The sequence below is a fragment of the Halocatena marina genome, assembly GCF_023276375.1.
Classification (GTDB): domain Archaea; phylum Halobacteriota; class Halobacteria; order Halobacteriales; family Haloarculaceae; genus Halocatena; species Halocatena marina.
In genome coordinates this window covers 146,835-172,900 of sequence record NZ_JALLPK010000004.1, presented here as the reverse complement: position 1 = coordinate 172,900, position 26,066 = coordinate 146,835, and the positions used below count along the sequence as shown (strand labels likewise).

Here is a 26,066-nt window from a genome sequence, read left to right as displayed (position 1 = left end):
AGGAGGTGCGTGGATGAGTTTCACCGCTGCATACAGCGGGCTGTTCGCGCTGGATACTGACGGCGAGTCGCTGGAGCGTCCGCCTCGCATTCTCGATCGCGACGGGTTCGAGATGGTGCCTGAGCAGGTCGATCTCAGCGAGGCAACGTTCCAGTCGATGCGTGTACTCGAGGAAGACACTGATCAGAGCACGTATCCGACTCGGACGTGGACGACGCTGAAGGGGTTCAAGACCCATACTCCCGCGGATACGTTGTTGGATACTGGAACATCCACGAGTAACAACCCACACGCGCTCGTCGAGCGGATCAAGCGTCATGAGGATCGAGACGCTGCCCCGCTCGGGTATTGCTACAATATCGAGCGCATGGGAATTCCGTATGGTGGGCTTCGCGGCGAGTGGCACGCCCTCTTTTGTGCCGTCAGTGAGTATACCGAACCGTTCGGGCTCTATCATTCTCCCCGCGAGTACTCATTTCCGAATCTGACTGAGTTCGAGGATGGACCAGAGACGGAGTACTATGCCGAATTCGACGCCGGTATTGCCTACATCGAAGAGCGAACGTTCGAACACACTGCAACGGAGGTGCTGCTCGGCGATGAGTGAGCCAGAAGCGATCCAGCAGGCCGAGGAGATCTCCACTGCCGATCACCCACTCCCGCAGCGGACATTACTCGTCCGGAACCATCCCGAGGAGAACGTTGAGAAGATCCTTACCATCACCCAACGGCTCCGGGATGTGGATAGTGACCATTTTGAATACATCCTCCAGTGTCCGACGCATACGGCGTCTTACCGCTATCACGGGCGGACGTTACAGACTGTTTTCGCAACACAGGTGAGACGTGTGAGGAGCCCGAACCTTGCCGGAACGGGGGATGCGCTCGCAGGTGGTCGTAGAGGGTGGTCTCAGTCGTTGATTTTCTTGAGCAGGCACGCTCGAGCGTGTAATACCAGCGGATACGGTCCCGAGTACGGCGCTAACGAGTCGTGTCTGGTGAACGTGAGATAGTCGATCGGCCGATCACAGGCCAGGGTTTCGATGTCGTTGTAGTCCTCGCAGTGCTCACACTTCGACTGTGCAATGGTCGAGATATCTACAACGAACCTGTCGAGAGCGTCGCTTGACTCTTCCGAATTACTGGGAAACAAACGAGAAGACGATCTGTCGAGACCGTCTAATCGCTCAGTTGATTCGTGAGATCGAAATGCAAAGCAACGATAGATCAGATACCACTGGACACGAGGTCAAATACATCAAGTACCTCCACCACTGGCACAATGGTATTCCAGATGCCGGAGAACACTGTCACGTCGATCACCACCAGTCAGTCATCCAATGTCTCTTCGTTTGAATTGCCATTGACTGGCGAGCAGAAGCACACCAGTTGCGACAAGCAAGACACCAACAGCCCCTAGATCATAGGTCCCTTCGAGCAAGATTGGTGCTGGATCAAAGTAATATTTCGGACTGATGGCTCCCACCCACGCGAAGTCCGTCGTCGCCACTAATGACTGGAACAGAAATAGACCAGATACCACTGCCATGGCGAGCCGTTGGGCGATCGTCGGTCGGTCTACCAGGACTGACAGCCCGATTCCAATTGCTGCACACGCAAGCAGGAACGGGATCGACAGGAGGTGAATCATGAGTAACCGAATGGGATCGACCGACGCTCCAATCACACTGACAACGCTGTAGACGACAATCGGCACCACACTATTCAACGCGAGGATCGGCACGAACAGCACCGAGAATTTCTCTAGGAGGAGACGTGACCGAGAGAACGGAAACGACAGTAAGAGATCCAGCCGATCGTGCTCGATGTCGTCCGTGATCAGTCCAGCCGCAGTGTATCCAAAGTAGATGCCTAAGACCCAGATCCAGAAAAAATAGTAGACTTCGGCCGCGAGCCAGCCTTCAACCACGGACAAGTCGACGATACCAAGCGCTTCGCGTAAACTCGCTGGGACTGCGTTGATGATTTCGCCATATGCTTCTATGTTTATTGCCCTGTACAGACCGGTCATAAAACCTACATAAACACTCAGAATCGCAACAAGTCCAGCGGTCCCACGGAGGCGGCGGCGCGCTTCGTAGCGGGCTGTTTCAAACATTGGCTTCCTCCCTCTGTCCAGTGCTCGGCTCTCCCTTGCGTTCTCCATAATAGTGCATGAAGATGTCTTCGAGTGGTGGCTCAGTGATCTCGATGTCGTGGATTTGGTAGTCTGCGAGCTGTCGAATGAGCGTGGTATAGTCGCCAGCATAGGTGAATTGTTGCTCATCACCGATCGTCGTCCTATCGAACACGCCATCGATCGCCGTCAGATCCACGTTGCTGCCATCAGCGACTCGCACATGCACGCGTTTGCCGCCCCGTTCCAATAGAGCCTCCATATTTTCAAGTCCAACAAGCCGTCCATCACGGAGAATTCCTACCCGATCACAGACGCGACGAACCTCGCTCAAGACGTGCGACGAGAAGAAGATCGTCGTTCCTCGCTCACGTTCGGCGTTGATGAACTCGTTGAACTGCGCCTGATTGAGCGGATCGAGCCCGGAGGTCGGCTCGTCCATGATGACGAGATCAGGATCGTGCATGAACGCCTGAATGATGCCGAGCAGCTGTTTGTTCCCCGTCGAATACTCACGAATTTGCTGATCGAGTGGCGGAGTGAACACGTCGAGAAGCCCTGTGCGTCGCGAATCACCTTTGACTGATGCGTGGTACTCGAGTACCTGTGTCCCTGTAACGTCATCGTTGAAGCCGAGATCGGCTGGCAGATATCCGATCCGTCGCTTCGCTTCGATCAGTGCGTTCTCTTCACGCACGTCTGCGCCAAGTATCGTCGCGGTTCCAGCGGTTGGGGTGAGCAATCCGAGAAGGGTTCGGATTGTCGTCGTCTTCCCGGAACCATTCGGCCCCAGAAACCCGAAAATTTCCCCGTTGTCAACAGTGAACGACAGAGAATCGACGCCGAGAACTGACCCGTAGTCTTTCGTCAGGTCCTTCACTTTGATCGCGGCCATATCTTTTCTTGGCGACTATACTATCTATCTCTTTTGGTTAATACGGTATACTAAGATTACCAACTTGTTTATATATTAGACGACCGAAGGAGGTGATATGGCCGCCTTTAGCGACGAGGAACGCGCACGCATTAGAGAAGACCTGATTCAGACGGGACGAGAATTGATGATTCGGTATGGGCCAAAGAAAACTACAATTACAGACATTACTGAATCAGTCGGGATTTCAAAGCCGATGTTCTATCGATTTTTCGACTCAAAATCGAATCTATATCTCGAAATACTCCGATGCGAGAGTGAGGACCTGTATGAGACTATTCGTGATGCGTTAGATGGAGTCACTGACCCATGTACGGGACTCGAACGGCTGCTCGGGTGTTACAGGGAGTATTTTGAGAACAGTCCACTCGTCCAACAGACATTCACACAGGAGAATTACCGAGAGCTATTCCGTAACATCTCCACAGAAGAATTAAAAGAAATAAGACAAGAAGGCATAGCTGACATTCTCCCTTTTATTGAAGCGCTTCAAGAGCGGAGTAGTGGACCGTTTGCGGACCGTGATCCAGCAACGGTTCTCGGGGTCATCAGTACGATCGCTCTTCAGGTGTTACATAAAGAGAGATACGATGAATATGAGGAAGGGTACTACGACCAAACAATGGACCTGCTTATTACGTCGCTTGCGACTGGATTGACAACGACACAGACTGAACTCGTCTAGGTTGGTCCAGCATACATGCTCCTGTGTGGAATTTAGGCAGCTAATTGATTCCAGCGTCCATCACACGTGAAAAACCATTTGCCTGACTTCAACCCTCATGAATTCATGCAAATAACATTTCCAAATGATGCTATAAACGGGAGAGAACGTCGTGAAGACGCTGCTACGAAGAGGACGAGTATTATTCCGAGTCGAGTTCGTTCGACAGTGCCTCTGCATTTTTCGATATTTCTGTCGATAGCTGGTCGTTAATCGCGCTTTTCTCAACACCAGATACGTGTCTACAGATGATGTTTCGAAGACCAATACGTCCGCCCGCCGTTCGCGGATCTGCACTGGTTTCGTACTGAGCGACCTGCTCTCCCTCGTGAATGACTGTATAACTGCACGGCTTTGAATCGCCCGACGTCAATTCAACGGAGATAGACCCGTCTAACTCAACGACGACCACGGTCACCACCGAACCTCGTCATCGAGAGCAATCTGGCCAGATTCAACAACGGACGCATCAAGCCCCCCACGATGCGTGAGTGCTTCGGAGAGCCCCTCTTCCCCGACGAGTGACTGCATATAGCCACACGGTTCACACAGTTGGACGCCCTCACAGACGACATCTCCGACCGTGAACGTTCGGCCCACGAGATGGTTGAGCGGTACATCTTGGGTCGTCACGTTTCGACGATGTGCGCCCGATGGTATCTCGATTCCGGCATCCCGTTCAACTGCTGCCAGCGCCTCAGCTTCGATGAAAGTGATATCGCTCGCTTCCTGTACCTCTCGGTTCGGATCCTCGTCAAGAAAATTCCACAGACCCTGTTCCTCGAAATACCGGTCACCACGGAGTCCACGTTTGGCGACTGCTTCGACATCTTGTCGTGCTTGCGTCGGCTCACCACTGTCGGGAGCAATATGGATCTGTGTAACCCTACCAGTTCCCATGAATTTGTTTCGTGAACGTGAGTGTTATAGATTTTGAAAGGAGAAATGGAGAGATCCATGCTTCACGATAACGGAGGCGAGCTAGATCAATTCGTCAGACAGAGCCAATAGCAGAATTCCGGTGAACTCCCCCTGCTCTTCTTTGATTAGCTGAGGAATCATTCTGACTCCCAATGTTCCACAACGTGATCCAGCCCGTCCTTGTAGGTCGAGTATTTGGGTTCCCAATCGGTCTCAGCTTGGAGTTTGTCATTTGATGTCGACATCGGTGAACTGAGAAGGTCCACTTGAATGTCCCCCATTTCCCGGCGTGCTACTGCTTCCGATATCCGTTCCGGAGCGGGCGCGTCAAGACGCTCTGCGAGGGCTGTTGAGAACTCAGCCATGGAGACTGGTTCGTCATCGATGACGTGCCAGATACCACTGAGGTTCCCCTCAGCAGCGGCGACGAACCCACTGGCCGCATCACTCACGTGAACACGCGAGATTTTGGCAGTCTCCGAACCACCGATGATTGGCTGGTCACCCTGGATGAGAGCCTCCCCGTGTTTTCGGGTGTGATATGCATCTGGGGCGTAAAAATAGCCACACCGTAAAATGCCCACGTCAAAGTCATACAGTTCGCCAGCCTCCATAGAGATGTCTTCAGCGTCTACTGCAGACTGTGTTGACGGGTCGTCAGGGTGGCGTGCTGAATCCTCATCGAAAGCGGTTCCATCAGGTTGGCGTGCAACCCAGACAATGCTCTGTTGAAGATACTGGTCTGCGCCTACGTCAGCTGCTGCCTTAGTGAGCACCTGAGCTCCCTCACGCCGAACCCGGTTGTTGAGTTCCCAATCTTCAGGTGAGGGATCGTCTGTCGGGATCGCAGTTGCCGCATGGATGACAACATCGGCCCCTTCTGCGGTGTGAACAACCGATTCTTCATCGAATAAATCGCCGCGTCGGGGTTCACCACCACGTGATTCGACGATCGTATCACCGCGTTCATCCCGCGTCAGACCAACAGCAGTGTGCCCATGGGCAGCGAACTGTGAGACGAGTCGTCGACCGAGCACACCTGTGGCTCCCGCAATGAATACTTTCATGAGTTATTTCACAGCCGTAGGCTTGATTTCGACTAACAATTCAGGGAATGCTAAACGGTCAACTCCCAACAGCGTGCAGCTTGGCTTTTCAAAGCATTCAGCTATTAGATCCCAGTTCTCAAACAGGCGGTCAACATCTGTGGTATAGCAGTCGATTTGTACGACGTCCTCGAAATCAAAGCCAGCGTCTGTGAGAACAGTTTCCATATTCTCTAGTACTTTGACTGTTTGTGCACGCATATCATCGGGGTGAACCGGGTTACCTTCAGCATCCATGGACGTCTGGCCAGCGCAGTACAGAACGCGATCGCTGTCGCTGATTTCAATCGCTTGGGAATACCCAAACTCGCTCTGCCATTCCCAGGGATTGGTGTGTTGTTGGTCCATTCAATATTCCCCTTTCCAGAAAGAATTCCTTGAGCGTCCGTATTGTGCCATTGCGTACTAAGCAATGGACAGAGTGATAATAACGATTCCCTGAAATTCGTTTTGGTAACTCAAGAGTTATTTTCCCACGCTGTCACTAAATATTGCCCCGGATCGTATTGTATTTTTACCATCTCAGAATTCGTACGATAGCTCTGGGAAGCTCGAGCGGTGTCGTGGCTTTTGCTTGGAGGTGGAATTTTCATCACCTCCAATGTGTTCATCGAATCTGTCTTCAACATCCGGTTAGGCCAACACATCGGTGCGTGATGGCGGTGAATCGGAGAGGCAGGTTTTGCTCTCGTAATGCTACTCCTATTCGTAGCACTTATCTGGATGACTGTCTGGCTCGATAACAGGGAATCGCTCTTTCCTCTCGAAAGGTTCGGCCTTGATGTGCTTCTCGGCCTTGTAATCACGGTATCAACACTTCTCGTGAGACGCAGATTCAACAACTGAGGTCGTTACCCACCGCAGACACATACAATACGGTGAACTAATATCCATTACGTCCTTACAGATGTAACGAAGCAGCGTCGGAAGCAATCGGCTGTTAGCGGATGCCTTGGAATCACATCTCCCTCGAAACGGGATTATTGCCCACATGGTCTCGATAGCGATTGTGACGCCGGATTCCGGTTCCCTAGGATTTCTACGTACACCGGTGGCTGGAAACTTCAAGAGGCGTTTCCAAGAACTATCCCCTAGGGTACCGAAATTTTTCTCAGTCTTTTTCACAATGAAATTAGGTCAATATCGTCGACCCGTCCTCAGTATGCGGAGAGAATTTACTCTGTGTGGTGATTGCGCGAAGTTGTAAGCAACGCGTTCAGATCGCTGTAGGGGATGGCATTTTCCATCTGGTGGTAGGTTCCCTCATCATTGAGTGCTGTACTAATCTCTCGGAGATAGCCCAGCGTCGCTCGCATTGGCCCCGACCCGACGCTCACGCGTGCGACACCAAGCTTGTTGAGTTCTGGAATCGGCGGTACTTCTGGCCCCCCAAGAACGTTTAGCGGGCCATCAAGACCGTCCACGAGCGCCGCAATTGTCTCCGCGTCAGTCACTCCGGGGATAAACAGACAATCGCTCCCAGCGTCGTAGTACTCGTTCGCCCGCTCAATTGCGTGTTCGATACGATCGGCCTCGTTGCCAACGTCACGCCAGAAGACATCAGTTCGACCATTGATTACCAACGGCAGATCTGCTTCATCAGCAGTTTTACGCGCTGCTCGAATCTTCTCACTATGTCGATGGGTGTCCATGAGTGGACTTTCCGAGTTATCGGTCCCATCTTCGAGATTGATACCGACAGCCCCGGCGTCGATGGTCTTTCGAACTGTTCCGGCGACGTCGTCAGGTGTGTCGCCATACCCAGCTTCGATATCAGCGCTCACTGGGATACCCACACTGTGGGCAATACGACTGACAACAGCTAGCATTTCATCTCGAGCGAGATGCTCGCCGTCGGGAACACCCAGGGCGGCCGCGATGCCGGCGCTGGATGTTCCAACAGCCTCGAGTCCTGCTGCTTCATAGATGATGGTACTAGCGGCGTCCCACGAGTTCGGGAGAACGAGCGGGTCAGCGGTTGTCTCTGTGTGGCGGTTCTGGAACGTCTGTGCGAGTTCGCGTTGAGTGTCTGTATCCATGACAGGTGTATTCCCCGATCATCCGAATCGTCCGTTTACTTCGAAGTACACGTCGAAACTCCGTAGTGTGACGAGTGTAGTTCGAGCTCCGATCCTAGTTATCTTCTACTCTCAGATTGATAATAATCAAACACCCTGCTATAGCAGGGTAAGAATTCAATCTACCCACACGAATATGAGAACATGTGAGGTCTTTAAATTCATATCGAGCAGCAAGTTCAACTGGGACAGTATCGAACGAGTAGTATGGATGTGAGTGAAGTTGGCGACGCGCTCTGTTTGTCGTTGGAGGTTTGGCATCCCAACTGTTGGACAATTCAGACGACGAAGCGGATTGATGTGGGAATTCTCGGATACGGGATTCATACAACACAGAAGGGGCGAGCAACGACTCTCTTTACGTTTTATGCGGATGAACAATGTATAATCGATGATGCTCTCGAATTCGTTCGCGCATCTCCACACATCGACTCAGTCGTCGAGATGAGTCACAACTACCGCTTCAAATCAATTGCGCCCCCCGGAAACGCAACTCGTGAGCTACTCGTGGATCACGATGGAACGACCCAGATTAGCGAGGAGTTTACCTCGCGGGGATTCGTCTATGCTGAGCCGGTTAACGGGCAACATGGTCTCGAATACTGGACGCTCCTGACCAATTATGATCGGGAAACCGTGAAGACGCTTCTCGATGAAATCCGCGAGGAACGAGATGCAGAGATTACGGTCACCAAAATCACCCAGTCCAATGCCACAACGAATAATGGCGGGTTACCACTTCACAGGCTCTCTCGCCGACAGCGTGAAATTTTCCAACTTGCTCGCGACCGTGGATTCTATGAGTGGCCAAAGCAGACGTCAGCCGGCGAACTAGCCGAAGAACTCGGCATCACGACCTCAACGTTCCACGAACATTTGCATAAAGCCGAAGCAAAACTGCTTGGTTCGACGACCGAGTAAATTCCCAATAATTGGCGTTCTGTCAGTCATCGCACCACTTCATACGGTGTATTCGTAGCGTTCGAGACATCCGCACATCACTGATTGTCAACCGGTTACCACGGATCTTTATCCTCTCAGGTGGGGTGCTGTCGACCTCTCTATGGTGATATGGTTATCACACCGCCGCAACTCGCACATTGGTAAAGGGCATTCACTCCCATCTGGCCGAAATACTCCCACCGATTGTTCGGAGTTCTCAGTTGATATTTCCTGAAATCACACGTTCGACGACAGTACGATCAACCCAATTAGCTATGACCATTTCAGTCACCTTCCCGCTGTCCGAACCTCTGTGGAAGACTCGGAAGTTCATTGCGAAACCTGTCGCGTTTCAATAGCACAAATCCAGCAAAGATGACAATAAATCCAACAATAGTGAGAAAGCTAAGCGTTTCACCCAGTACTACCCACCCAGAAGTCGCTGCAAAGACGGGCGCAGCGTACGAGACAAGATTGATTTCGATAGCTCCGAGTCGGTCGAGTAGGTCGAAATAGATAAAGTAGCCGATCGCACTGGCGAAGATCGCAAGATACACGACTGCGAGAAGTGCGCCGGTTGTGAATTCGGCCTGTGCGAGTGATTCTGTCGGCAACCCAAAGCTCACAATATGGAGAATGATAGCCCCAAGGGCGTTCGACCAAGCGACCATTCCCTCGGTCGAAATACCACTCTCGAAACGCAGAACTTGCACACTCCCGAGCGCTACACAGACAGCTGCGAGGAGCACGAATCCCGGAGCAATGAGGTCGGTGCCGAGCAGATTCGATAGATTCGGACTGGCAACGAATCCGACACCAACAAAACCAAGTCCGAGACCGATAGCCGCAACAGGTGTCAGTCGCTCGTTCGGAAGGAACACCCACGAGAAGCCCGTCGCCAAAATCGGATTCATCGCAACGAAGATTGCTGCAACCCCACTCGTCACCCCTTGTTCTCCGATGAAAAGGAAGGCGTTGTAGAACGCGATGACGAGGGTTGCTCCGACGAGGACAGTTATCCAGTCGGTGCGGGTTCGGGGCCGCCAGTACTCGGTTGCGGCTACTGCGTAGCCGAGCATGATGATACCCGCAATGTCGTAACGAATCGCTGCAAAGAGAACCGGCGGCATGAACTCCAGGCCGGCTTTGATTGCCATGAACGCGATACCCCACAGAACCGACAGCAGAAGGAACAATCCGCCGTTTCGGTACGTGCTCATGGGTTAGATGTTCATGACAGTGCGAATAATAGGGGGCCCTGCTACAACAGGGGGAGGAGGCATGAATGGACAGAACACGCTTACAATTCAGCTAGAGGTGGATGTTCTACCTCCCAATGAAGCGGCAGCAATACCGACCGACTTGTCGTCTTCGAAGATACAAATTCCGTCCACTTACATCACCCAACGTCTATACAGCCACGGGTTAGTGAAGTAGCTGGTCAATACACGTATCCAATGTTTGCATCATCTGCTACCTAAGAATGGTTATAAGACACAGATTAGTCAGTTGAGTACCTCAGAATTGCCCATCTCTGGTGTGTATTGACTACAATGCCAAGTGGTCCGTCAAACAGTAAACCCTACCGCATTACAGCGATCCAGCACTGTTGGACGATTACGAGTTATCATACGCTCTAACCAAATCACCCGACTTCATCGCCGACATCTATAATATTTAAAATTATGTTTAATTAGATTGTTTCTCAACGAAAATAGGCATGAGTTGATGTCGCTATCCTGCATACGTTCAGATTCCCTGGTTATTGGGGTCCAAAGTTAACTGAATATCAAGATGAACAATATCTATCCCTAAACCGTCAGTTACCATATTGAGATCCTCCTGGAGACGATCGATGATGTACGAATGAATCTCCATGCGTTCTTTTAATCCCTCATCGATATCTTCAAACTCACTAATCGCTCGGTCGTGAATTTCACCCTGTATTGTTTGCCAATTATCGTTGCTCTTGGCATGAGGATCGATGCCTGTTCTCTCCTCATAGTCGTTCTCGATACGAGTGCGGATCTCCATCCATAATGTCTCCCGTTCGTTACGGTCCATATCATCAAAATTCACACTACTGAACTCCATCTCACCGAGGATATCCTGCAAGCCGGTTTGGGCATGGTTTGAAATAGTCCGAGTACGGTTTGATACCGATTCTTTGAGGTCATCAGCTGCAGGGTTGTCAGCGGTGAGGAATACGGCTTTAACGTCAGCAACCCTCAGAAATATCTCTAAATCAGCTGTTACTGGAACATCGTCTTTCGAGAGTGCTGTTTGGCTCGGAATATCGAGTTGCTGTGTCCGTATATCGACAGGATATGTCCGCGAAATAAACGGGAACACAAAGTTTACACCCGGCTCGAGGATTTTGTGGTATTGGCCAAATACCGTCAGTACACTTTTTTCGTATGCCTTGACGATCTCGATCGACTGAGAGACCACGACAATAGTAATGAGCAGAATTACTAGCCAGATTATGGGAGTAACAAGACCGTTTTGGAGTGGTATTGCATCCATATTGTTCTGTTGGAAGGCTGGGATTAAAAGATACCTCGTCTATGATTTCTAGATGGTTTGTAATTCACCATAGATCACAAATTTATACCATCGATATAGATATCAAGATGGATGACTCAGCCGATGTGGTCCGTAATCTTCCGAGTCTGAGAGAGCACCATGCGCTCGTCATGTGCTAGCTCTTCATTCGTCTCGTCGAAAGAATATGTGTCCAGTAGCTCTCGCGGAACCGATACGGTTGCTCGGTTTGCCTTAGTTAGAGTCGTCTGCGTAGTCGTTTTAGTCAGTCGGATGCTTTCTCGGGTGAGTTTCTTGGATGCTCAGGGAACTCTGAATCAGATTCGGTCGGTGGCGTGGTGTACACAGCTGCGAGAGCGAACACAACCGCTCCGCCTCCCAGTACTACTCCAACTCCAGCAAATGTCGTTCCAAGACCCAGAGTATCGCTTACTGGCTGGATCACAAGCGGTGAGAGAAACTGTCCAAGGAAGAACGTACTCGTCAGAACACTAAGCGCCCGACCGCGAACAGCCTCTGGAGTGACCGCCGCGATCCACGCATTGAGATTCGTCAGGAGGAACCCACTGCCAGCACCCGCGACCGCAAGACCAACGACAACAACGCGAACCGTCCCACTCACACCGATCACAGTATATCCAATACTCATGAACCCAAATGTAAGCGCAACAATACCGATCACACTCAGAGACCGACGGATGCGGCCATACAGCAGCGAGGCGACCCCACCAGCTCCCGTCGACGCCGCCAACGCGGTACCGATCACCGTCCCACTTGCTCCGGTCCGTGTTTCGAGGTAGAATGGGATTTGAACCGGGACCATGTAGAAAATGATCTGACCGACCAATCCGAGTGTGGCGATGAGTGCGAGCGTTCTGAGTGGAAACTGTGCGAGCGTTTGGTGGAGGTCATCGAGACTCGTCGGTCGATTCCCCGTCGGATCACGTCGATTCGGCTCAGGTAGGGTGAACACCATTGCTGGTAAGAGCACCAGTGCCACCGTATAGACGAGGAACGGAACCCGCCAGCCGATATCCGCGAGTACACCCGCGAGCGGCAACAGAACGACGCCGCCGATGGACATGAACGCCCCCTGTCGTCCGAGGATCGTATCCCGGCGGTTTTCTTCGTAGTAGTCGGTGATCAGCGCAGTTACTGTCACCATCACGCCCGCAACGGCCAGCCCCAGCACTGCTCGGCTGGCGAGAATCGCTATCAACGAATCTAGCACGAACCCCGAGCCACCGGCGAGTGCGTAGAGCACCGTCGAAACCAAGAGCAACCAGCGGCGGCCGTATCGGTCTGTAAGTGCCCCGATGAGGGGTGAACCAACTGCGATGAACAGCCCGTGCATCGTAAGGACGAGCCCAACGAGGACTCCCGCGTTCGGCGCATTCGCGAACTCCCGCTGGATCGCGGGCAGCGCTGGGGAGATCGTCGCCCCCGCCATGATGGTCAGCATGCTGGCGAGCAGCAGCGTTCCCTGAGCGAGCCGCGGGCGCGAGAGTGTTGTTTCGTCACTCATGCGGCCCTCACCTCATCGAACACGGCATCCAACGTGTCGCTCATGTCTAATTCGACGAGTGCTGCGTCGATATCGATCACGTCCACTGTGGAGGTTTCCTCCTCATGATTCTGCAGCGTAACCACATGGTAGAGGTATGCGACGCGGAGGAGCCAGAGTGCTCCCTCGATGTCTTCGTCAGACTGAACCCGATAGGAAACCCATCCGGAATCGGGCATGACGTGATGCTTTTCCGCCCGGTTCTCTTCGAGAAGGACATCACGAATGGGCTTAGTGAACGGGATGTCGACGAGCTTGTCACGGTGGATGTGGCCGATCTCTCGCCCATCGAGGGTGAATTCACGCCCGCCGCCACGGTCGTGCGAGTCGACTTTCACCCCGGACCACGCACTGACGGTAGATTCGATCGAGTTCATCCGCCAGCCTCCGGAGTACCGACAGCAGACGGGACAAACTGTTCGACATGGTCAACGACCGCCTGGATGAACTCTTCAAACCGATCCTCATATGTCTCATCGATGAGGCTGCCGTCCTCGTCGAAGGCATCACGTACGTTCGAGACGGGGAGATCGGGACCAGGATGCGCGTCGAACTCAAGCGTGATATCGTGGAGATGACTGAGAGCTCTGACGCCGCCGAATCCACCCGCCGAAACGGTGACGTACGAAAACGCTGTGTCCTCGTATTCAGGATACAGGTGATCGAGTAGGTTCTTCAGCGTGCCGGGGATCGAGTGGTTGTACTCCGGTGCGACGATGACGAGTGCATCCGCCGCCTCGACTTTCCTGCCAAACGCGTCTATGTCGGGGTGGGGGTTACTGACCGCATCGCGTCGATTCCTGAACAACGGAATCTCGTAGTCCTTCATATCGAAGAGTTCGGTATTGTGGCCGTTCTCACGGAAGCGGTCAGTGACATACCGGGCAGGGTGAATCGAACTCCGTCCCTCTCGGATCGTTCCCTGCACGACGAGGATTTGCAGCGAGGGAGCGGTCATTGTCTTTCAGCTCCTTTTCGAATTTGCGTTCTGTCTTGGTAGATCTCGGGCTGTTCATCGGGGCTACCAGTTCGATGGTGGCTTGGTCGCATCATGAGTGAGAGTAGGGGAAAGTACACTGTGGACATTCGGGTGAATATATTCACATTCGGTACCTAGCCTGTGTCAGTTAATTCTTTGTACAGTCTCTGGCCAACCAGAGGGCATAGCTATGGCCTCGAAGTAAATATTTTCACAGCTATATAAATATCGACCCAATACTATCGAGCACGATGCCTCGCGTCCAACTCATCTTTGACGCTGCAGCACGCGAAGATCCACTGGCCACGATATCGACCGAGCTGCCCAACAAAGAATTCAGCATACTATCGAGTCATCCCACGGACGATGGAATACTCGGACTTGTAGAACTCGACACGTCGCAGCCAGATACAGTCATTCAACACTTTCAGGACGCTCCCGAGATGTCGCACGAGATGCTCCACAACGATGGTCAGACGGTGGTGATTCAGTATTTGATCCCGGAAACGGAATCGAACTGCGCGCTTCGTGCATCAGGAATCCTTTCTTGTACACAGAGTCGCAAATGATGTTTTCTCGGGTGACTGAATTAGTGCCAGTTCGCCGTTTGATGTACACTCGTCTAATATAAAACACATTTTCACATTCACTTCGGTAGGCTGCCGTATTTTATTGTGGTCTACATTGTCGATATCGGAGTCCAACATCCATGAACGCCCAAGCCGATGATTTTGTCATCAATACCGATACTGACCTCTCTGAGTCAGTATCGTTCTATCGAGACACTCTTGGATTAGAGCTTGAGATGCTTAGTGAAGAAGGAGGATTTGCGGAGTTTGCGCTTCCACCAACCACGCTCGCACTTGGTGAAGCAGACCCTCAGATGCTTGTCTCTCCGGGAGAAGGCGGCACTAGTGTCGCAATGGCAGTCGATGATGTCGAAGCTGCCACTGAAGAACTCCGAAATGATGGCACACACGGACGGGTTGATCAATTTCCTTGATCTTCGAGTATAGCCGGTAGCTGTTTGCTGACTACACCCTCTAAGTCTTGCACGCCGTTTTCAACAGGTAGCCAATCCGTGATATTGGAAAGTATGAAGACTTCAACTAATCCATATACTAGAACAGATCTGCTTGGAGAGATCTATGGTTGAACAGTCATCTTTCCTAATAGAGTCAGTCGTCTGTCGGGGTGGCAGCTGTCTCTCCCTTTCCCTTCGGGTCGCCGAGCGTGAGGAGACCGACGCCGAATGCAATGAGAACGCCGCCAACGGCGAGCCCCTGCGATGGGGCCTCCCCGAGCAAGAGGACTGCGATGGGGACGCCGACGATGGCACCAACCGAGCCGAGGAGACTGAGATAGACTGGCCCTCCGTGTTTCTGGAGGACGAAAAACAGGAGGTACATGAACGAGAACGTCGTGGTCTGGGCGAGGATAAGGAGAACTGGCGTGGCGCGATCCGTGGGTACGGCGAGAGAGAATCCGGCTGGCCCACCGAAGAAAGTCCCCATAATCGTGCCGACGATGAGAAGTATGGCCCCGGACGCGGCAAGCATACCAGGAGCGAGCTCATCGGGAGCAACCCCCTCCGGCCAGCGGGCCGTCCGGTAGATGTTGCCAACGGCGAGGAGAATCGGGGCACTGAGGGTCGCGGCGACCCAGAACGCGTCAACATCCGGCTCGGAGAGCTTAAGGACGGCGAGCAGGACGGCACCTCCAAGCGCGAGCACAACGCCGGTTGCACGACGGGGCTGGAACCGCTCCATGCCAAGGAGGAGCGCGCCGATATAGGTGAACAGCGGCGGGAAGGCGATCGAAAGCGCGACGAAGCCAGCTCCGACATGGGAGACTGCAGCGAACGAAAGGAGATTGGGCGCAGCCAGACCAACGAGACCAGCGATTACGAAGTACTCGGTGGTACGGGCGTTGAGCGGAGGGAGTCGGTGGCGGACGGCACTAACACCTACGAGAACAGCTGTGGCCCCGATGACCGACCATGCGAGGAAGGCCAAGGGGTCAACGCCAGCCTCAGCAGCGAGCTTAGCGAGGTTGGTCGAGATTCCCAGAGCGGCACCCGCACCAAGAAGGGAGGCAAGCGGGACCGCCCGCCGGCGGCGAGACAGCGTCATCGTTACTCGTCTCCTCCATCCTCAATGTCATCGAATGTTCCGTCGATAACGATGTCACTCAGGGGTTTTCGGTTGCTTGGCGTTTCGCGTTCCTGCATCTCTTCGGAGAGTATGTTCGGTGATGCTCGCACACCGATCGCCGCCATCGCCTCAATTGCGTAGTTTGATGGAACGGAGAGAACGTCCGCTGCCCGCTCATAATCGAAGCCACCGATTCCGTGGACGACCAACCCTCGCCTGACTCCTTCGAGCGCGAGGTTTTGCCACGCTGCGCCCGTATTGAACGAGTGTGTTCGTGAGGGTTCACCGTTGTAGTCGAACGTGGTTTTCGAGACTATGACGACGAGTCCGGCTGCCCGTTTCGCCCATGTTTTGTTTTCTTCAGAGAGAAGATCGAAATAGACGTTCCAATAGTCACTGGTTCTGGTAGCATAGAGGAAACGCCATGGTTGGTTGTTGTACGCTGAGGGAGCCCATTTCGCTGCCTCGAATAACGCCATGAACTGGTTTTCGTCTACCGATTCGCCGGTCATCGACCGCGACGACCAGCGATTTACGAACAGTGGAGCGATGTCATAGCTGGGTGACCGATGTTCGCGGACATCGTTGCGGATTTCGTGTTGAGGGGATCTTGCACCCATGTGGGATAGTAGATGTGAGACTGTCGTGGTTCTGCGCGTGAAGAGCTTTCTGCCTTTAAGAGGCTCGGCAACGAACCACCGAGTGATATGCCTCGCGTACAGCTGCAAGTCAACGGTGCTCCGGTAGAGGATTGGTTGGCCGACGCCTCAGTCGAATTCCCGGACGCAGAATTCAGAATACTGGCGACCCAGCCCATGGATGATAATCTGCTCGAAATCGTCGAAGTGACTACGCTAGAGGGAGACCTACTTGTTCGCCATTTCGAGGATGCATCCGAGGTGCGCTCGTATGAGGTGATCCATACCGACGAACAGATGTTACTGATCCAGTTCATGATCCCAATCTCGGAAACATATAATGCGCTCATTGCATCGGGAATCCCCCTACGATATCCTGCTCTCCTTCAGGATGGGTGGTTCTCCAAAGAGGTAACGGCCTCGCAAGAGCGGTTAGGGGAGTACACTGACGAGTTAGCGGCGACTGGCATCCCATATCAGGTTGAGTCGTTAACCCAATCGCATGATTCGAGCGAACTACTCACCGAGCGCCAATGGGAATTCGTTACTGAGGCAGTCGAACGAGGGTTCTACAACACTCCTCGGGACTGCACGCTCACTGAGTTGGCAGAGACGTTCGACATCAATATCTCAGCGATGAGTCGATTGCGTCATCGGGCTGAAAGTCGGATCATTACAAGATTTGTTGCTGAGGCAGCGCCATAGCCAAGATCGACGACCGAGCTACTCGGGGGTGGGAGCCTCATCACCACCTATTAAAGGCACAAAGCTTAGCGAGTATCTCTGACCAAATTTCCCCTGTTTCTTTGATTTCGAGGAGGTAGCCGGAGGGATCGCGCACGTAGATCACCGGAGCGGTGTCGGTCGCTCCGAACGGATTTGACTCTCGCTCGAGATCGATGTCGTGAGCGGTGAACCGTGCTTTGATGTCGTCGGTAGACTCCTCGTCATGGAGGGCGACATGGTCGAAACTGTTGCCGGTCAGCAGCCACACACCGTGATGATCTCATCCTCCAACTTGGGGGCTGTGTCGGGTTATGAGCGTTCGAGAGTCCCCAGATCAAACCGAAGCCCGTCAAACGGACCGTTGATGGCGATCACTACCGACTGCGGGTCCCAGAGGGGAAGGACACGACTGGCTCGGGAGGAAAGCCGCGCGATGCCTATCTGCCTGCTAGTGTTGAGGGAGGCATCTATCTCACCAGACTGCCGAGGAGATCGACCGCACCGAACCACTTGTCGAGTTAGCCGGTCGATCGGTCCAAGCGGTCGTGAAGCGAATCGCAGCACACGCTGCTGCGGAGACAGGCGATGCTGCCTATCAGTGCTCAACGCTCCCACGCCTGAGGTTGTCAACGAAGCCTTCGAAGGAGCAGGACTGGCCAGAACTGCTGTTCTGACGATCCGCGAGAGTTCGGTCGCGACACTGCGTCTGTGGTACCGATTGCCGGTTCGAGGGGCTGTTCTCGCATTCGGTCAGATACTCCTTGCGGGTGAAGTAGTACTTGTCCTCTTTCAGCACGTTCTCCGGATACAGCTCCGAGGTATCGTTATCGTAGTTGATGGCGAGGTAGTTACTAATATCGAGGTTGATACCCGCCGTCTTGTCGCCCAGTGCGTTTTCGACTGGAATCTTCCTCTTGCAGACGAGATGTAATTCCCACTCGTCGCCGTTCCAGACGGCACGAACTTACTGGATGTTCTCGACTTCTACGTCAGGACGGGTTTCGTACTCCGCGAGGATGAAGTCAGCCCGCGACTCTTTCAAGGTAAAGCCCTTCGAGAGGCGGAGTCAACCGTGCTTGTCGTCATGCTTGATGGCTCGCTTCTTCCACGTCACGGTAGAGCGCGGGTGGTCGTCGCCACGTTTCCGGTCGCCCGGTGGGTTGTTGCTGTCGTCAGAGTTGTACCAGCCGGTGCACGCCTCAGCAAGTTCTCCGAGAACTCGCTGACTCGACTGAGAATGGAGATCACTGTAGCGTTCGTAGTCTTTCAACTCTGATTTCAGTTCAGCTTCGTCCGGTATCTCTCCGGTTTCGTTCCACCGTTCTTGGATGTGATAGCGTCCAACGTTCCACAGTTTGGATGCGGAGAATTCACACTGATCGGGTGGGTTATTAAAACCAACAAACACTATCAGAGTATCCGGCCATGCCATCGACGGTAGATGTCGTGTACCATGTTGGTTTCATCATCCACCTAGAGGCGGGTATATTCACCTTGCAGCTTCTATAAAGAGGTGGCCTCGTTTTGCGGCGAGGGCTTCTGTGATTGCTTCTTCAATCCCGCTGCTTCCATCGGTAACGATGAAAACTCGATCTCTAGGTGATTGAGTCATCACTGTCACTCTGAGGTTTCGTCTGCCGTTATTGGTTGAACGAAAGCAGTTTCTTGAATAACCTGCCACCGCCCGTCCTCTTGAATCAGGTGAATACTAAAGACCGATTTCTCTAGCCGACCTTGTAGTTGCATTTTTCGTGTTACGATCACATGACCTGTACCCAAACCTCCACTGACGTAGTTGAACTCGGCTTCCGTGCTCAGCGGTTCAGCTCCACTGTCACGCTTTTCGCGGAAAAGAGCCATGTTCTCCGCCTTGTCTATAGCAGTTACTGCTCCCATTTCATTGATTTTCACAATTGTTAAATCATCGTGGTAAATGCGATCAAGTTCTTCGACGTTAAACTGACTACCATTCTCAATTAGGCGCTCAACAGTCTGTCTGACCTCGTCGGTGTTTTGATTCTTGCTCATGTTACTGTGTCATCAGGCTCAATACCAGCGTAGCCACGGCCAGCAGAAGGTACACGTGCTGCCCACTGATCGAATAATCGCCAGCGTGCAGGTGGACGATGGCGGCACCAACAAAGTACACAACGAGGCCGACTGCGGCGGCTGTCCCGATCGATGGCACTGGCACGCCGATGCCGATCAGCAGTCCGAGTGCACCCGCCGCTTTCAGGATGCCAAGCACGGGCAGCCACGATTCCTTCACGTCTACCTCAGCCATGGATTCAAGGATGGCCTCCGGGGGGTGAAAGAAGGCTGCCGCCGAGATGCCGACAGCGATAATAGTGAAAACACTAACAATAAAGTGAGCCGTGGATACATTAAGTATCATAATTTATCTTAGTGAATTTCAGTCGAGTGCTCATTCATCATGGTCCAGCTGTGTCTCCGACTGAGTGATCGCACACAAACCGTCAGATTCGATTTTAAGTGGAATATTAACAAGGTTAGTGTAGTTTTGGAATGCATTTAGCCACGTGATTTCAACGATCTCCTGCTCGTTGAAATGCGTGCGGAGTTCCTCAAACGTGGCGTCAGAGACGTTTTTTTGGCGCGTGGTTTCCTCTGCATACGCCAGCGCCGCTCGTTCCCGATCAGAAAAGAGCGGGCTCGTCTGATACTCCGCGAGCGCGTTGAACTTCTCCATCCTGAGGTTCTTGCGGACTGTCTCCGACTGCGCAAGATCCACACAAAAACCGCACCCGTTGATCTCCGAAGTAAGCATCCCCACCATGAGCTTGAGTTCAGAATCAAGCTGAATCTCCTCACGGAATTTCTGGAGCTCGCGGTTAACTCCCAGAGATTCTGGCATGCGCGCGGTCACAACCTTCAGTGGGGTCAGTACCGTGCCGAACTTCTGTCGCGTCATCTGGTAGGTGGACTGTATTTCGGGTTCATCGGGTTTCTCGATTGGCTGTAGTCTCGGAGCCATATTTCGATGTACGGGAATACAGGGGATGGATATTCGGTGCAACATGTTCCAGACAACAACCAGTCATATTGCCCCCAAGTGAAGAGCCTGGAATTCCAAGCCAATCGGGACGAGAATCCAATAGAGTATCCAAACCTCAGCGTCCTCTATTGTGAGCCGCGAGTCGTCGCTGAACACCTATTCACCTACTCGATTGGCTCTGTGAAAAATTCCTTGACGACCCTTTCTTCAGCGTCATGGAGTACCCTGCTCGCCGTCGATTTGCCAACATCAAGTTCAGCCGCAAGACCGGTGAGCGTACATTGACGTGGACTGTCGTAGTAACCGCGCTGGAGGGCCTCGAGCATAAATTGCTGTTGGCGGTCAGTCAATATATCGGTCGGCTGTGTCGATTGGGTGACTGAGACGACCTCATACGTGAAGCCAGTGTCCTCAAACTCGGCTTTGAGCTGTGACAGCCGCTCGTGTGAGGTTGTCAGGTCAATCGTTATCCACCCATTTCGGAGAGTGAGCGGAAATTGTAGTGTGATGAGATTTCCAGAGTCCAAGATTGCGCGAATTGGTGGCGGAATGAGCGGCATCTCATATTGGATCAGAATGGACTGGTTATCGGTGTGGAGTACGTCATAGGTAAGCCGGGCGTCATCAAAAGAGCGAAGAACGGCCTGACGGTACTCCATTGGTGCCTTGAACGCGACACGGAGCCCAGTATTTGTAGGGAAGACAGCTGGAATCTGGAACTCCTCGCCAGGGTGGTTGGTCGAGAAATCGACTATGTCCACTGGGAGTCTGAATCGAAATTGAGCACGAGGCATATATCCTATAATTCGATTACTGGCCACTTCTATTTTGACACGAGCATATGCTTCCGGATGTTATTGATATGTATTGCTCTCAGACCACATTCTCGTGGATTCGGGTACCGATATTCGATTATGTCGTCGTTGTGCTATCGGACTATAATGGATGTTGGTCTGCTCACGACATTCCTCATTCTCCTTGGTGTAAATCGATGTTTACATATCTCTTCGTTAACACTATTAATTGATCTATCGATTCAGGAAAAACAAATCGCTTCTTCCACCGATTGACCGTAGGTAATGTCGGTTTGATCGGCGTCTTTCTTGTAGTATCCAACCCACACCTCATCGGCTGTGTCGTGGTTTTCTTTGAGCCAATCCCGAAACTCTACCGGTGAGGAAAAGAATGTTAATACCATTATCTTGCTTGTGCTACTGGTTATTTGACTTCGACGTTACTTTGTGGGAGGAATCAGGGGAATGGATCAACGCGTCCAGAGGTACCATCGTTTCGCTTATGCAGGATGATTGGATTGCCATCCGGATCAGCAATTATTGACATGTGGCAGACACCACTATCAATAGGATCCATCAGAATCGTCACTCCGTCATCTTCGAGTTCCTTGGTAGCTGTTTCGACATCATCAACCGCCATCGCGACACCACTGCCACTTTCTCCCGGGGTGAACGGCATCTGCGGACTGGCTTCTCCGAGTGCAAGTGTCGTTGGTGGGAATGCAAACTCTGCCCACCCGCTTTCTTTATCGATTGTCTCGGGTTCTAGCCCGAGCGTATCGCGATAGAACGGAACTGACGTACTAAAGTCTGAAACAGTCTGAAAAACGAAATCAGCGGCTTTAACGTTCATATTCATCGTTTGCTATTGTCCTTAATAGTACCAATGTATTTGCCGGTCAAATAGGTGATCCTAGCAGACTGGAAGTGATTGTAGTTGATGGATGCGTGACAGGATGAAAAGAGACGCTGTCGAAATAATACCTAATTTCAGTATGACTATTGGTTTTGATTTGCAAAATATCGATCCGTCAATTACGAACTCCATGGATTGAGTAGATTAATCTCAACTTCTGGTAAACGGCACAGTGCCGCGGCTCATGGGTGGCTGACGCGTTCAGAAATAGTCGACTTCGATTGTTCTTTCTTCGCTAGCAGTGATTCACTGGCCGAAACTGTTCGTCTCTTGCGCGGTCAATCGAAAGTATATTCGAATTCGATGCTACAGAGGTCGACTAGGGGGGATGGTCGTATTTCATCCCCGCAAGGATGGCATAAGGCGCGGCGATGACTGCCGCCTCGCTGCTAAATTCGTATGAACCAGCGCTGATCTTTGCTACTAGCAACGCGACGAGGAGAATAACGCAAATCGTTGCTCCGACCTCTACTCCGACGCATGTAGAACTTTTGGCTTTTGCTCACGCTATAGGGTCCATCCCCTGGGTTCATCGGCTGCAGAGATAGCTCTTCTACGAATTAAATTTCCAGTACCTAATTGATAGATGTGTGAATTGGAATCTACCTATCCTCATTCATTATTCATAGAGACCTGTGTAGATTTGTGTACGTGTCAGCTCCCTGCATCGGTGTTGTTTCTAATCTACAGACAGTATGTGACCAGCGACCGGATTAGCATTTCAATTTATTTAACCAGTATGTTTAATACTCAGCAAAGAAATGATTAACTAGATGGTTGAACAACCGTCAGACGACCTGGATCTCGACGCGATCTTTCAGGCACTGGCGCATCCAATCCGTCGGGATATCCTCGAACAGATCACCGACGGTTCCGAAAGCGTCAGTGAGCTGGCCGATCCCTACGATGTCTCATTGGCCGCGGTTTCCAAGCATCTTCGAGTGCTTGAGGACGCGGGCTTACTCGACGTTGAGAAAGATGGCCGGATTCGCCGTTGTCATCTCGACGCTGCGCCGCTGAGTGAGGCGTTCGGGTGGCTCACACGGTACCGCATCTTCTGGGAAGATCGGTTCGATGCGTTGGCCGACCATCTGGAGACCGAAGACCAATGACAGATAACGCGACGAGCGACGAAACGGAGATCGAAACGAAAGAGTCGAGTCTAATCATCCGACGGACCTTCGCCGCCTCACGCGAGCGCGTGTGGAAAGCGTGGACTGATCCAGAGCAGGTGATACAATGGTGGGGGCCGAACGGCTTCACCACCACCGTCCACGAGATGGACGTCAAGCCTGACGGGGTCTGGCGGTTCGTCATGCATGGCCCTGATGGCGTCGATTATCCAAACGAGATCGTCTATGAAGAGATCGTAGAACCCGAGCGACTGGTCTACACCCATAGATCGAATGAAGAGAACGATCCCGGGTCATTTCAAGTGACCGTAACCTTTGTCGAGCAGGAAGACACCAAGACCGAGCTCACCATGCGGCAACTCTACAAGTCGGCTGCGGAATTTGACAAGAGCGTGGAAGAGTTTGGAGCCATCGAGGGGGCGATCCAAACGCTGGACCATCTAGCTGAGTACGTAGAACAATTCGAGGAAACATCACCATGACAACAAGCACCAACGAACAGCCAGCCATGCAGGGCAAGGTTACGGTGGACATGTCGATATCGCTGGATGGGTATATCGCTGGGCCAAACGATGGCCCTGAGAATCCTCTCGGCGACGGGGGTGGGCGGCTTCACAAGTGGGTGTACGACCTAGCGAGCTGGCGCGAGCAACAGGGGCTCGACGGCGGCAAGACCAATCGGGACTCCGAGATCGTGGCGGAATCGACCGAGAACGTTGGTGCTGTCGTGATGGGCCGACGCATGTTCAGCAACGGAGATGGTCCGTGGGGAGATGATCCGTTCGAGGGACACTGGGGCGACAATCCGCCCTTTGGCGTACCGGTGTTCGTCATCACGCACTACGAGCGAGAACCGCTCGAAATGGACGGCGGAACGACGTTCACCTTCGTCACCGACGGGATCGAACATGCCCTTAAGCAGGCCAAGGCGGCTGCGGGCGACCAGGATGTCGAGATCGTCGGTGGCGCGAATACCGTCCAACAGTTCGTCGCGGCGGGACTGGTCGACGAGATACAACTTCACGTTTCGCCGGTGATTCTCGGCGACGGCATCCGGTTGTTCGAATCGCTTGGCAGTGAACCGATTGAGCTGGAGCGAACAAGAGTGATAGACTCTTCTGATGTTACCCATCTTCGGTTTCAGATCACCTGAACTCGGCTTGGTCGGTGTACCATGCATAGTCCTATGTGAAAGTTTAGATTATCAAGCGTGAGACGGTAGTACTGTCACATGATAAACCGAATCAGACTCATATCAGCTTCACTGGGAGCGGCGTTGCTGGATGAGCATGGTTGCCAGCGTGGGTGGGGTCGGCTCATTGGCAGACGTTCGTGTGGGGACCGTGGTGGTTTCTCTGTGTGCTCATCTTCTGTCTGGCGGCTTGGACCTACCAACCTAGCTCAGAGGTCAGCTAAGTCGATTCATCATGTACAGTTCTCGTCGGAAATTAGGCTCTGATATTGGGTTTAAGACAAGCCATTCATGAAGGTACTGTTAACTTAGTAGTAAGCCACTATACGGAAGCCGAAGGAATCGTAAATCTCTCGGTTTCCGCGATGATTTATTCACTCATTTTGTCAGCGTCGAATCGTTCGTATGGGCGATCTCGGCTTCGTAGCCGATTCTATTAGAAAACCAATAGAGCCGGAAGATGAGACTACACAGGCAATAGCGTTCCCAGGTGCATGATTTGGGACAATCCTTCCCTCTACAAGCGTCTCAAACTAAACCATAAACGTCGCTTCTGGTCAGGCTACTAACTATTGGACGAATTAACGATGATTCGAACCAGAGCTGCCGCTGCTCACCCAACCTTCATTGCCTTGAAACAATCCCTAGCCAACTCCAGTCCGCTTTAGCAGCGTGAGAACCGTGTTCGCCGTCACAATCGGTGATCGGTTGTACTCTCCAGTCACTTCGAACTGCACAAGAAGATCGACTGCTCGCCAAATCGAGTACAGCAAGCAGGCAAACGCGAAATAGAAGAATCGTAACACGAAGTTCGCCGACTAGGTTGCAAGTAACCCGTAACGAAACACGTCACAGTGCTCACCGTCGACGTATCGCTCGTCACGAAGGCGTCCCTCGCGTTGGAAGCCAGCACGTTCGAGAACGGCCTGTGATCCTTCGTTTTCGACGAGCACATGAGCGGACACTTTTCGAAGGCGTCGCTCCTCAAACGCGTATCGAACAAGGAGGTCAACAGCATCGCTTGCATACCCATTGCCCCAGAACTCGGGAACAAGCCAGTAGGCGATCTCGCTTGTTCCATGTGTTTGGTTGATATCGAAGAGATCAACTTTTCCGACCGGGTCCTCATCGGCGCAAATCCAGAGACTCACACTTTCGTCTGACTCTGTATGCCGTTCAAAGCGCGATTCAGCTTGGTCGTGGTTGAGAGGCATCGAGAATGTGAGTGGTTTTCGAATACGTGGATCATTTCGGTGTTTGTTCTCGAAATCCAGGTCGTCACTCTCTACGGTCCGGAGAGTGATACGCTCGCCCCGTATGAAAATCGGTCCAGGCACACATATGTTGTTGAGTAAACGAGTTAAAGCCATTAGGTTTGAAGCCAGGCAAGTGGGGTTCTCAGCCGTGATGCGATATGCATTGAGAACGGCAGTCACAACTTCTGAATAGAGCTCGGCGGTGGGTATTATCCCACTGCCTTCCGGTTATTTTCTGCTATCTTGTTAATGTTTTCATAAATAAACTACCTTCTTGAGTTCAGTGACTAAGAGATAGATATTTTGGCGTGGG

General features: G+C 52.4%; 33 protein-coding genes and 3 pseudogenes. 11 read left to right on the top strand and 25 right to left on the bottom strand.

Annotation, left to right across the window (positions count from 1 at the left end; all coding sequences use genetic code 11):
* The first annotated feature begins 13 nt into the window (after window positions 1-13).
* A complete protein-coding gene (locus tag MW898_RS23645; protein ID WP_248910763.1) occupies window positions 14-607 on the top strand; it encodes a hypothetical protein in 594 nt (197 codons plus the stop codon).
* Window positions 600-1,013: a hypothetical protein gene (locus MW898_RS23640; RefSeq protein ID WP_248910762.1), complete on the top strand. Its 414-nt coding sequence runs from the start codon at window positions 600-602 to the stop codon at window positions 1,011-1,013. The genes MW898_RS23645 and MW898_RS23640 overlap by 8 nt, the downstream gene beginning before the upstream one ends.
* Window positions 1,014-1,333: 320 nt before the next feature.
* Here the strand turns inward: MW898_RS23640 and MW898_RS23635 are convergent, their stop codons facing one another.
* Window positions 1,334-2,119, bottom strand: coding sequence for an ABC transporter permease subunit (locus tag MW898_RS23635; protein WP_248910761.1), 786 nt, complete (start codon window positions 2,117-2,119; stop codon window positions 1,334-1,336).
* Entirely contained in the window at window positions 2,112-3,032 is a 921-nt protein-coding gene (locus tag MW898_RS23630; RefSeq protein ID WP_248910760.1) for an ABC transporter ATP-binding protein, read from the bottom strand. Before MW898_RS23630 ends, MW898_RS23635 begins: the two co-directional genes overlap by 8 nt.
* Window positions 3,033-3,129: 97 nt before the next feature.
* Between MW898_RS23630 and MW898_RS23625 the strand changes: the two genes are divergently transcribed.
* Window positions 3,130-3,756: a TetR/AcrR family transcriptional regulator gene (locus MW898_RS23625; RefSeq protein WP_248910759.1), complete on the top strand. Its 627-nt coding sequence runs from the start codon at window positions 3,130-3,132 to the stop codon at window positions 3,754-3,756.
* Window positions 3,757-3,937: 181 nt separating this feature from the next.
* Here MW898_RS23625 and MW898_RS23620 read toward each other — a convergent pair whose 3' ends face one another.
* From MW898_RS23620 to MW898_RS23600, 5 genes are all read right to left on the bottom strand, one after another.
* Entirely contained in the window at window positions 3,938-4,213 is a 276-nt protein-coding gene (locus MW898_RS23620; RefSeq protein ID WP_248910758.1) for a hypothetical protein, read from the bottom strand.
* On the bottom strand, window positions 4,210-4,695 hold the full coding sequence (locus MW898_RS23615; protein WP_248910757.1) for an MOSC domain-containing protein: 486 nt from the start codon (window positions 4,693-4,695) through the stop codon (window positions 4,210-4,212). The genes MW898_RS23620 and MW898_RS23615 overlap by 4 nt, the downstream gene beginning before the upstream one ends.
* Window positions 4,696-4,853: 158 nt before the next feature.
* The gene (locus tag MW898_RS23610; protein ID WP_248910756.1) at window positions 4,854-5,783 is read right to left on the bottom strand and encodes an NAD-dependent epimerase/dehydratase family protein; all 930 of its coding nucleotides are present in this window, start codon (window positions 5,781-5,783) and stop codon (window positions 4,854-4,856) included.
* Window positions 5,784-5,786: 3 nt separating this feature from the next.
* Window positions 5,787-6,170, bottom strand: coding sequence for a RidA family protein (locus MW898_RS23605; RefSeq protein ID WP_248910755.1), 384 nt, complete (start codon window positions 6,168-6,170; stop codon window positions 5,787-5,789).
* Window positions 6,171-6,997: 827 nt separating this feature from the next.
* Window positions 6,998-7,861 carry an isocitrate lyase/PEP mutase family protein gene (locus tag MW898_RS23600; RefSeq protein ID WP_248910754.1) on the bottom strand — a complete coding sequence of 288 codons (864 nt, stop codon included), beginning with the start codon at window positions 7,859-7,861 and terminating at the stop codon, window positions 6,998-7,000.
* A 246-nt stretch (window positions 7,862-8,107) separates the two neighbouring features.
* Between MW898_RS23600 and MW898_RS23595 the strand changes: the two genes are divergently transcribed.
* Window positions 8,108-8,821, top strand: a complete 714-nt coding sequence (locus tag MW898_RS23595) for a helix-turn-helix domain-containing protein (protein ID WP_248910753.1) — start codon at window positions 8,108-8,110, stop codon at window positions 8,819-8,821.
* Window positions 8,822-9,126: 305 nt separating this feature from the next.
* Here MW898_RS23595 and MW898_RS23590 read toward each other — a convergent pair whose 3' ends face one another.
* The 5 genes from MW898_RS23590 to MW898_RS23570 all read right to left on the bottom strand — a co-directional run bounded on the left by MW898_RS23590 (window position 9,127) and on the right by MW898_RS23570 (window position 13,908).
* Window positions 9,127-10,062, bottom strand: a complete 936-nt coding sequence (locus tag MW898_RS23590) for a DMT family transporter (RefSeq protein ID WP_248910752.1) — start codon at window positions 10,060-10,062, stop codon at window positions 9,127-9,129.
* 529 nt (window positions 10,063-10,591) lie between these two features.
* Entirely contained in the window at window positions 10,592-11,368 is a 777-nt protein-coding gene (locus tag MW898_RS23585) for an SPFH domain-containing protein (protein WP_248910751.1), read from the bottom strand.
* Between the two features lie 283 nt (window positions 11,369-11,651).
* A complete protein-coding gene (locus MW898_RS23580; RefSeq protein ID WP_248910750.1) occupies window positions 11,652-12,911 on the bottom strand; it encodes an MFS transporter in 1,260 nt (419 codons plus the stop codon).
* Window positions 12,908-13,327, bottom strand: a complete 420-nt coding sequence (locus tag MW898_RS23575) for a luciferase domain-containing protein (RefSeq protein ID WP_248910749.1) — start codon at window positions 13,325-13,327, stop codon at window positions 12,908-12,910. The genes MW898_RS23580 and MW898_RS23575 overlap by 4 nt, the downstream gene beginning before the upstream one ends.
* Entirely contained in the window at window positions 13,324-13,908 is a 585-nt protein-coding gene (locus tag MW898_RS23570) for an NADPH-dependent FMN reductase (RefSeq protein ID WP_248910744.1), read from the bottom strand. Before MW898_RS23570 ends, MW898_RS23575 begins: the two co-directional genes overlap by 4 nt.
* Before the next feature lie 272 nt (window positions 13,909-14,180).
* Here MW898_RS23570 and MW898_RS23565 point away from each other — a divergent pair, with 272 nt between their 5' ends.
* Both MW898_RS23565 and MW898_RS23560 read left to right on the top strand, forming a co-directional pair.
* Window positions 14,181-14,498 carry a hypothetical protein gene (locus MW898_RS23565; protein WP_248910743.1) on the top strand — a complete coding sequence of 106 codons (318 nt, stop codon included), beginning with the start codon at window positions 14,181-14,183 and terminating at the stop codon, window positions 14,496-14,498.
* A 140-nt stretch (window positions 14,499-14,638) separates the two neighbouring features.
* Complete coding sequence (locus MW898_RS23560; RefSeq protein ID WP_248910742.1) at window positions 14,639-14,932, top strand: VOC family protein; 294 nt, start codon at window positions 14,639-14,641, stop codon at window positions 14,930-14,932.
* Window positions 14,933-15,107: 175 nt separating this feature from the next.
* Here the strand turns inward: MW898_RS23560 and MW898_RS23555 are convergent, their stop codons facing one another.
* On the bottom strand, window positions 15,108-16,061 hold the full coding sequence (locus tag MW898_RS23555; protein WP_248910741.1) for a DMT family transporter: 954 nt from the start codon (window positions 16,059-16,061) through the stop codon (window positions 15,108-15,110).
* 2 nt (window positions 16,062-16,063) lie between these two features.
* Window positions 16,064-16,702, bottom strand: coding sequence for a nitroreductase family protein (locus MW898_RS23550; protein ID WP_248910740.1), 639 nt, complete (start codon window positions 16,700-16,702; stop codon window positions 16,064-16,066).
* An 87-nt stretch (window positions 16,703-16,789) separates the two neighbouring features.
* Here MW898_RS23550 and MW898_RS23545 point away from each other — a divergent pair, with 87 nt between their 5' ends.
* Entirely contained in the window at window positions 16,790-17,425 is a 636-nt protein-coding gene (locus MW898_RS23545) for a helix-turn-helix domain-containing protein (protein WP_248910739.1), read from the top strand.
* Between the two features lie 40 nt (window positions 17,426-17,465).
* On the opposite strand, the gene MW898_RS23540 is transcribed toward MW898_RS23545, so the two are convergent.
* A complete protein-coding gene (locus MW898_RS23540) occupies window positions 17,466-17,714 on the bottom strand; it encodes a VOC family protein (protein WP_248910737.1) in 249 nt (82 codons plus the stop codon).
* On the opposite strand from MW898_RS23540, the pseudogene MW898_RS26445 reads away from it, so the two are divergent.
* Window positions 17,699-18,104, top strand: a pseudogene (locus MW898_RS26445) (site-specific integrase); the annotation flags it as partial. The gene MW898_RS23540 and the pseudogene MW898_RS26445 sit on opposite strands and share 16 nt — an antisense overlap.
* Window positions 18,105-18,167: 63 nt before the next feature.
* Here the strand turns inward: MW898_RS26445 and MW898_RS26440 are convergent.
* The 8 genes and pseudogenes from MW898_RS26440 to MW898_RS23500 all read right to left on the bottom strand — a co-directional run.
* Window positions 18,168-18,827 (bottom strand): annotated as a pseudogene (locus MW898_RS26440) (RNA-guided endonuclease TnpB family protein); the annotation flags it as partial.
* Window positions 18,828-18,935: 108 nt separating this feature from the next.
* Window positions 18,936-19,058, bottom strand: coding sequence for a hypothetical protein (locus tag MW898_RS25880; RefSeq protein WP_264556720.1), 123 nt, complete (start codon window positions 19,056-19,058; stop codon window positions 18,936-18,938).
* Window positions 19,059-19,063: 5 nt separating this feature from the next.
* Window positions 19,064-19,474 carry a hypothetical protein gene (locus tag MW898_RS23525; RefSeq protein ID WP_248910732.1) on the bottom strand — a complete coding sequence of 137 codons (411 nt, stop codon included), beginning with the start codon at window positions 19,472-19,474 and terminating at the stop codon, window positions 19,064-19,066.
* Window position 19,475: 1 nt separating this feature from the next.
* The gene (locus MW898_RS23520; RefSeq protein ID WP_248910729.1) at window positions 19,476-19,841 is read right to left on the bottom strand and encodes a DoxX family protein; all 366 of its coding nucleotides are present in this window, start codon (window positions 19,839-19,841) and stop codon (window positions 19,476-19,478) included.
* A gap of 30 nt (window positions 19,842-19,871) precedes the next feature.
* Complete coding sequence (locus MW898_RS23515) at window positions 19,872-20,441, bottom strand: carboxymuconolactone decarboxylase family protein (protein ID WP_248910727.1); 570 nt, start codon at window positions 20,439-20,441, stop codon at window positions 19,872-19,874.
* A gap of 185 nt (window positions 20,442-20,626) precedes the next feature.
* On the bottom strand, window positions 20,627-21,223 hold the full coding sequence (locus tag MW898_RS23510; RefSeq protein WP_248910724.1) for a helix-turn-helix domain-containing protein: 597 nt from the start codon (window positions 21,221-21,223) through the stop codon (window positions 20,627-20,629).
* A 275-nt stretch (window positions 21,224-21,498) separates the two neighbouring features.
* A complete protein-coding gene (locus tag MW898_RS23505; protein ID WP_248910723.1) occupies window positions 21,499-21,660 on the bottom strand; it encodes a YdeI/OmpD-associated family protein in 162 nt (53 codons plus the stop codon).
* Window positions 21,661-21,713: 53 nt separating this feature from the next.
* The gene (locus MW898_RS23500) at window positions 21,714-22,115 is read right to left on the bottom strand and encodes a VOC family protein (protein ID WP_248910722.1); all 402 of its coding nucleotides are present in this window, start codon (window positions 22,113-22,115) and stop codon (window positions 21,714-21,716) included.
* Between the two features lie 830 nt (window positions 22,116-22,945).
* Between MW898_RS23500 and MW898_RS23495 the strand changes: the two genes are divergently transcribed.
* From MW898_RS23495 to MW898_RS23485, 3 genes are read left to right on the top strand one after another with little or no spacing between them, the layout of a single operon-like run.
* Complete coding sequence (locus MW898_RS23495) at window positions 22,946-23,284, top strand: ArsR/SmtB family transcription factor (RefSeq protein WP_248910721.1); 339 nt, start codon at window positions 22,946-22,948, stop codon at window positions 23,282-23,284.
* Complete coding sequence (locus tag MW898_RS23490; RefSeq protein ID WP_248910720.1) at window positions 23,281-23,787, top strand: SRPBCC family protein; 507 nt, start codon at window positions 23,281-23,283, stop codon at window positions 23,785-23,787. The genes MW898_RS23495 and MW898_RS23490 overlap by 4 nt, the downstream gene beginning before the upstream one ends.
* Window positions 23,784-24,458 (top strand): dihydrofolate reductase family protein, encoded by a 675-nt coding sequence (locus MW898_RS23485; RefSeq protein WP_248910719.1) that lies wholly within the window; start codon window positions 23,784-23,786, stop codon window positions 24,456-24,458. Before MW898_RS23490 ends, MW898_RS23485 begins: the two co-directional genes overlap by 4 nt.
* Window positions 24,459-25,141: 683 nt before the next feature.
* On the opposite strand, the pseudogene MW898_RS23480 reads toward MW898_RS23485, so the two are convergent.
* Together MW898_RS23480 and MW898_RS23475 are read right to left on the bottom strand one after the other, a co-directional pair.
* Window positions 25,142-25,315, bottom strand: a pseudogene (locus MW898_RS23480) (transposase); the annotation flags it as partial.
* The gene (locus MW898_RS23475; RefSeq protein ID WP_373689908.1) at window positions 25,316-25,834 is read right to left on the bottom strand and encodes a GNAT family N-acetyltransferase; all 519 of its coding nucleotides are present in this window, start codon (window positions 25,832-25,834) and stop codon (window positions 25,316-25,318) included.
* Window positions 25,835-26,066 lie beyond the last annotated feature (232 nt).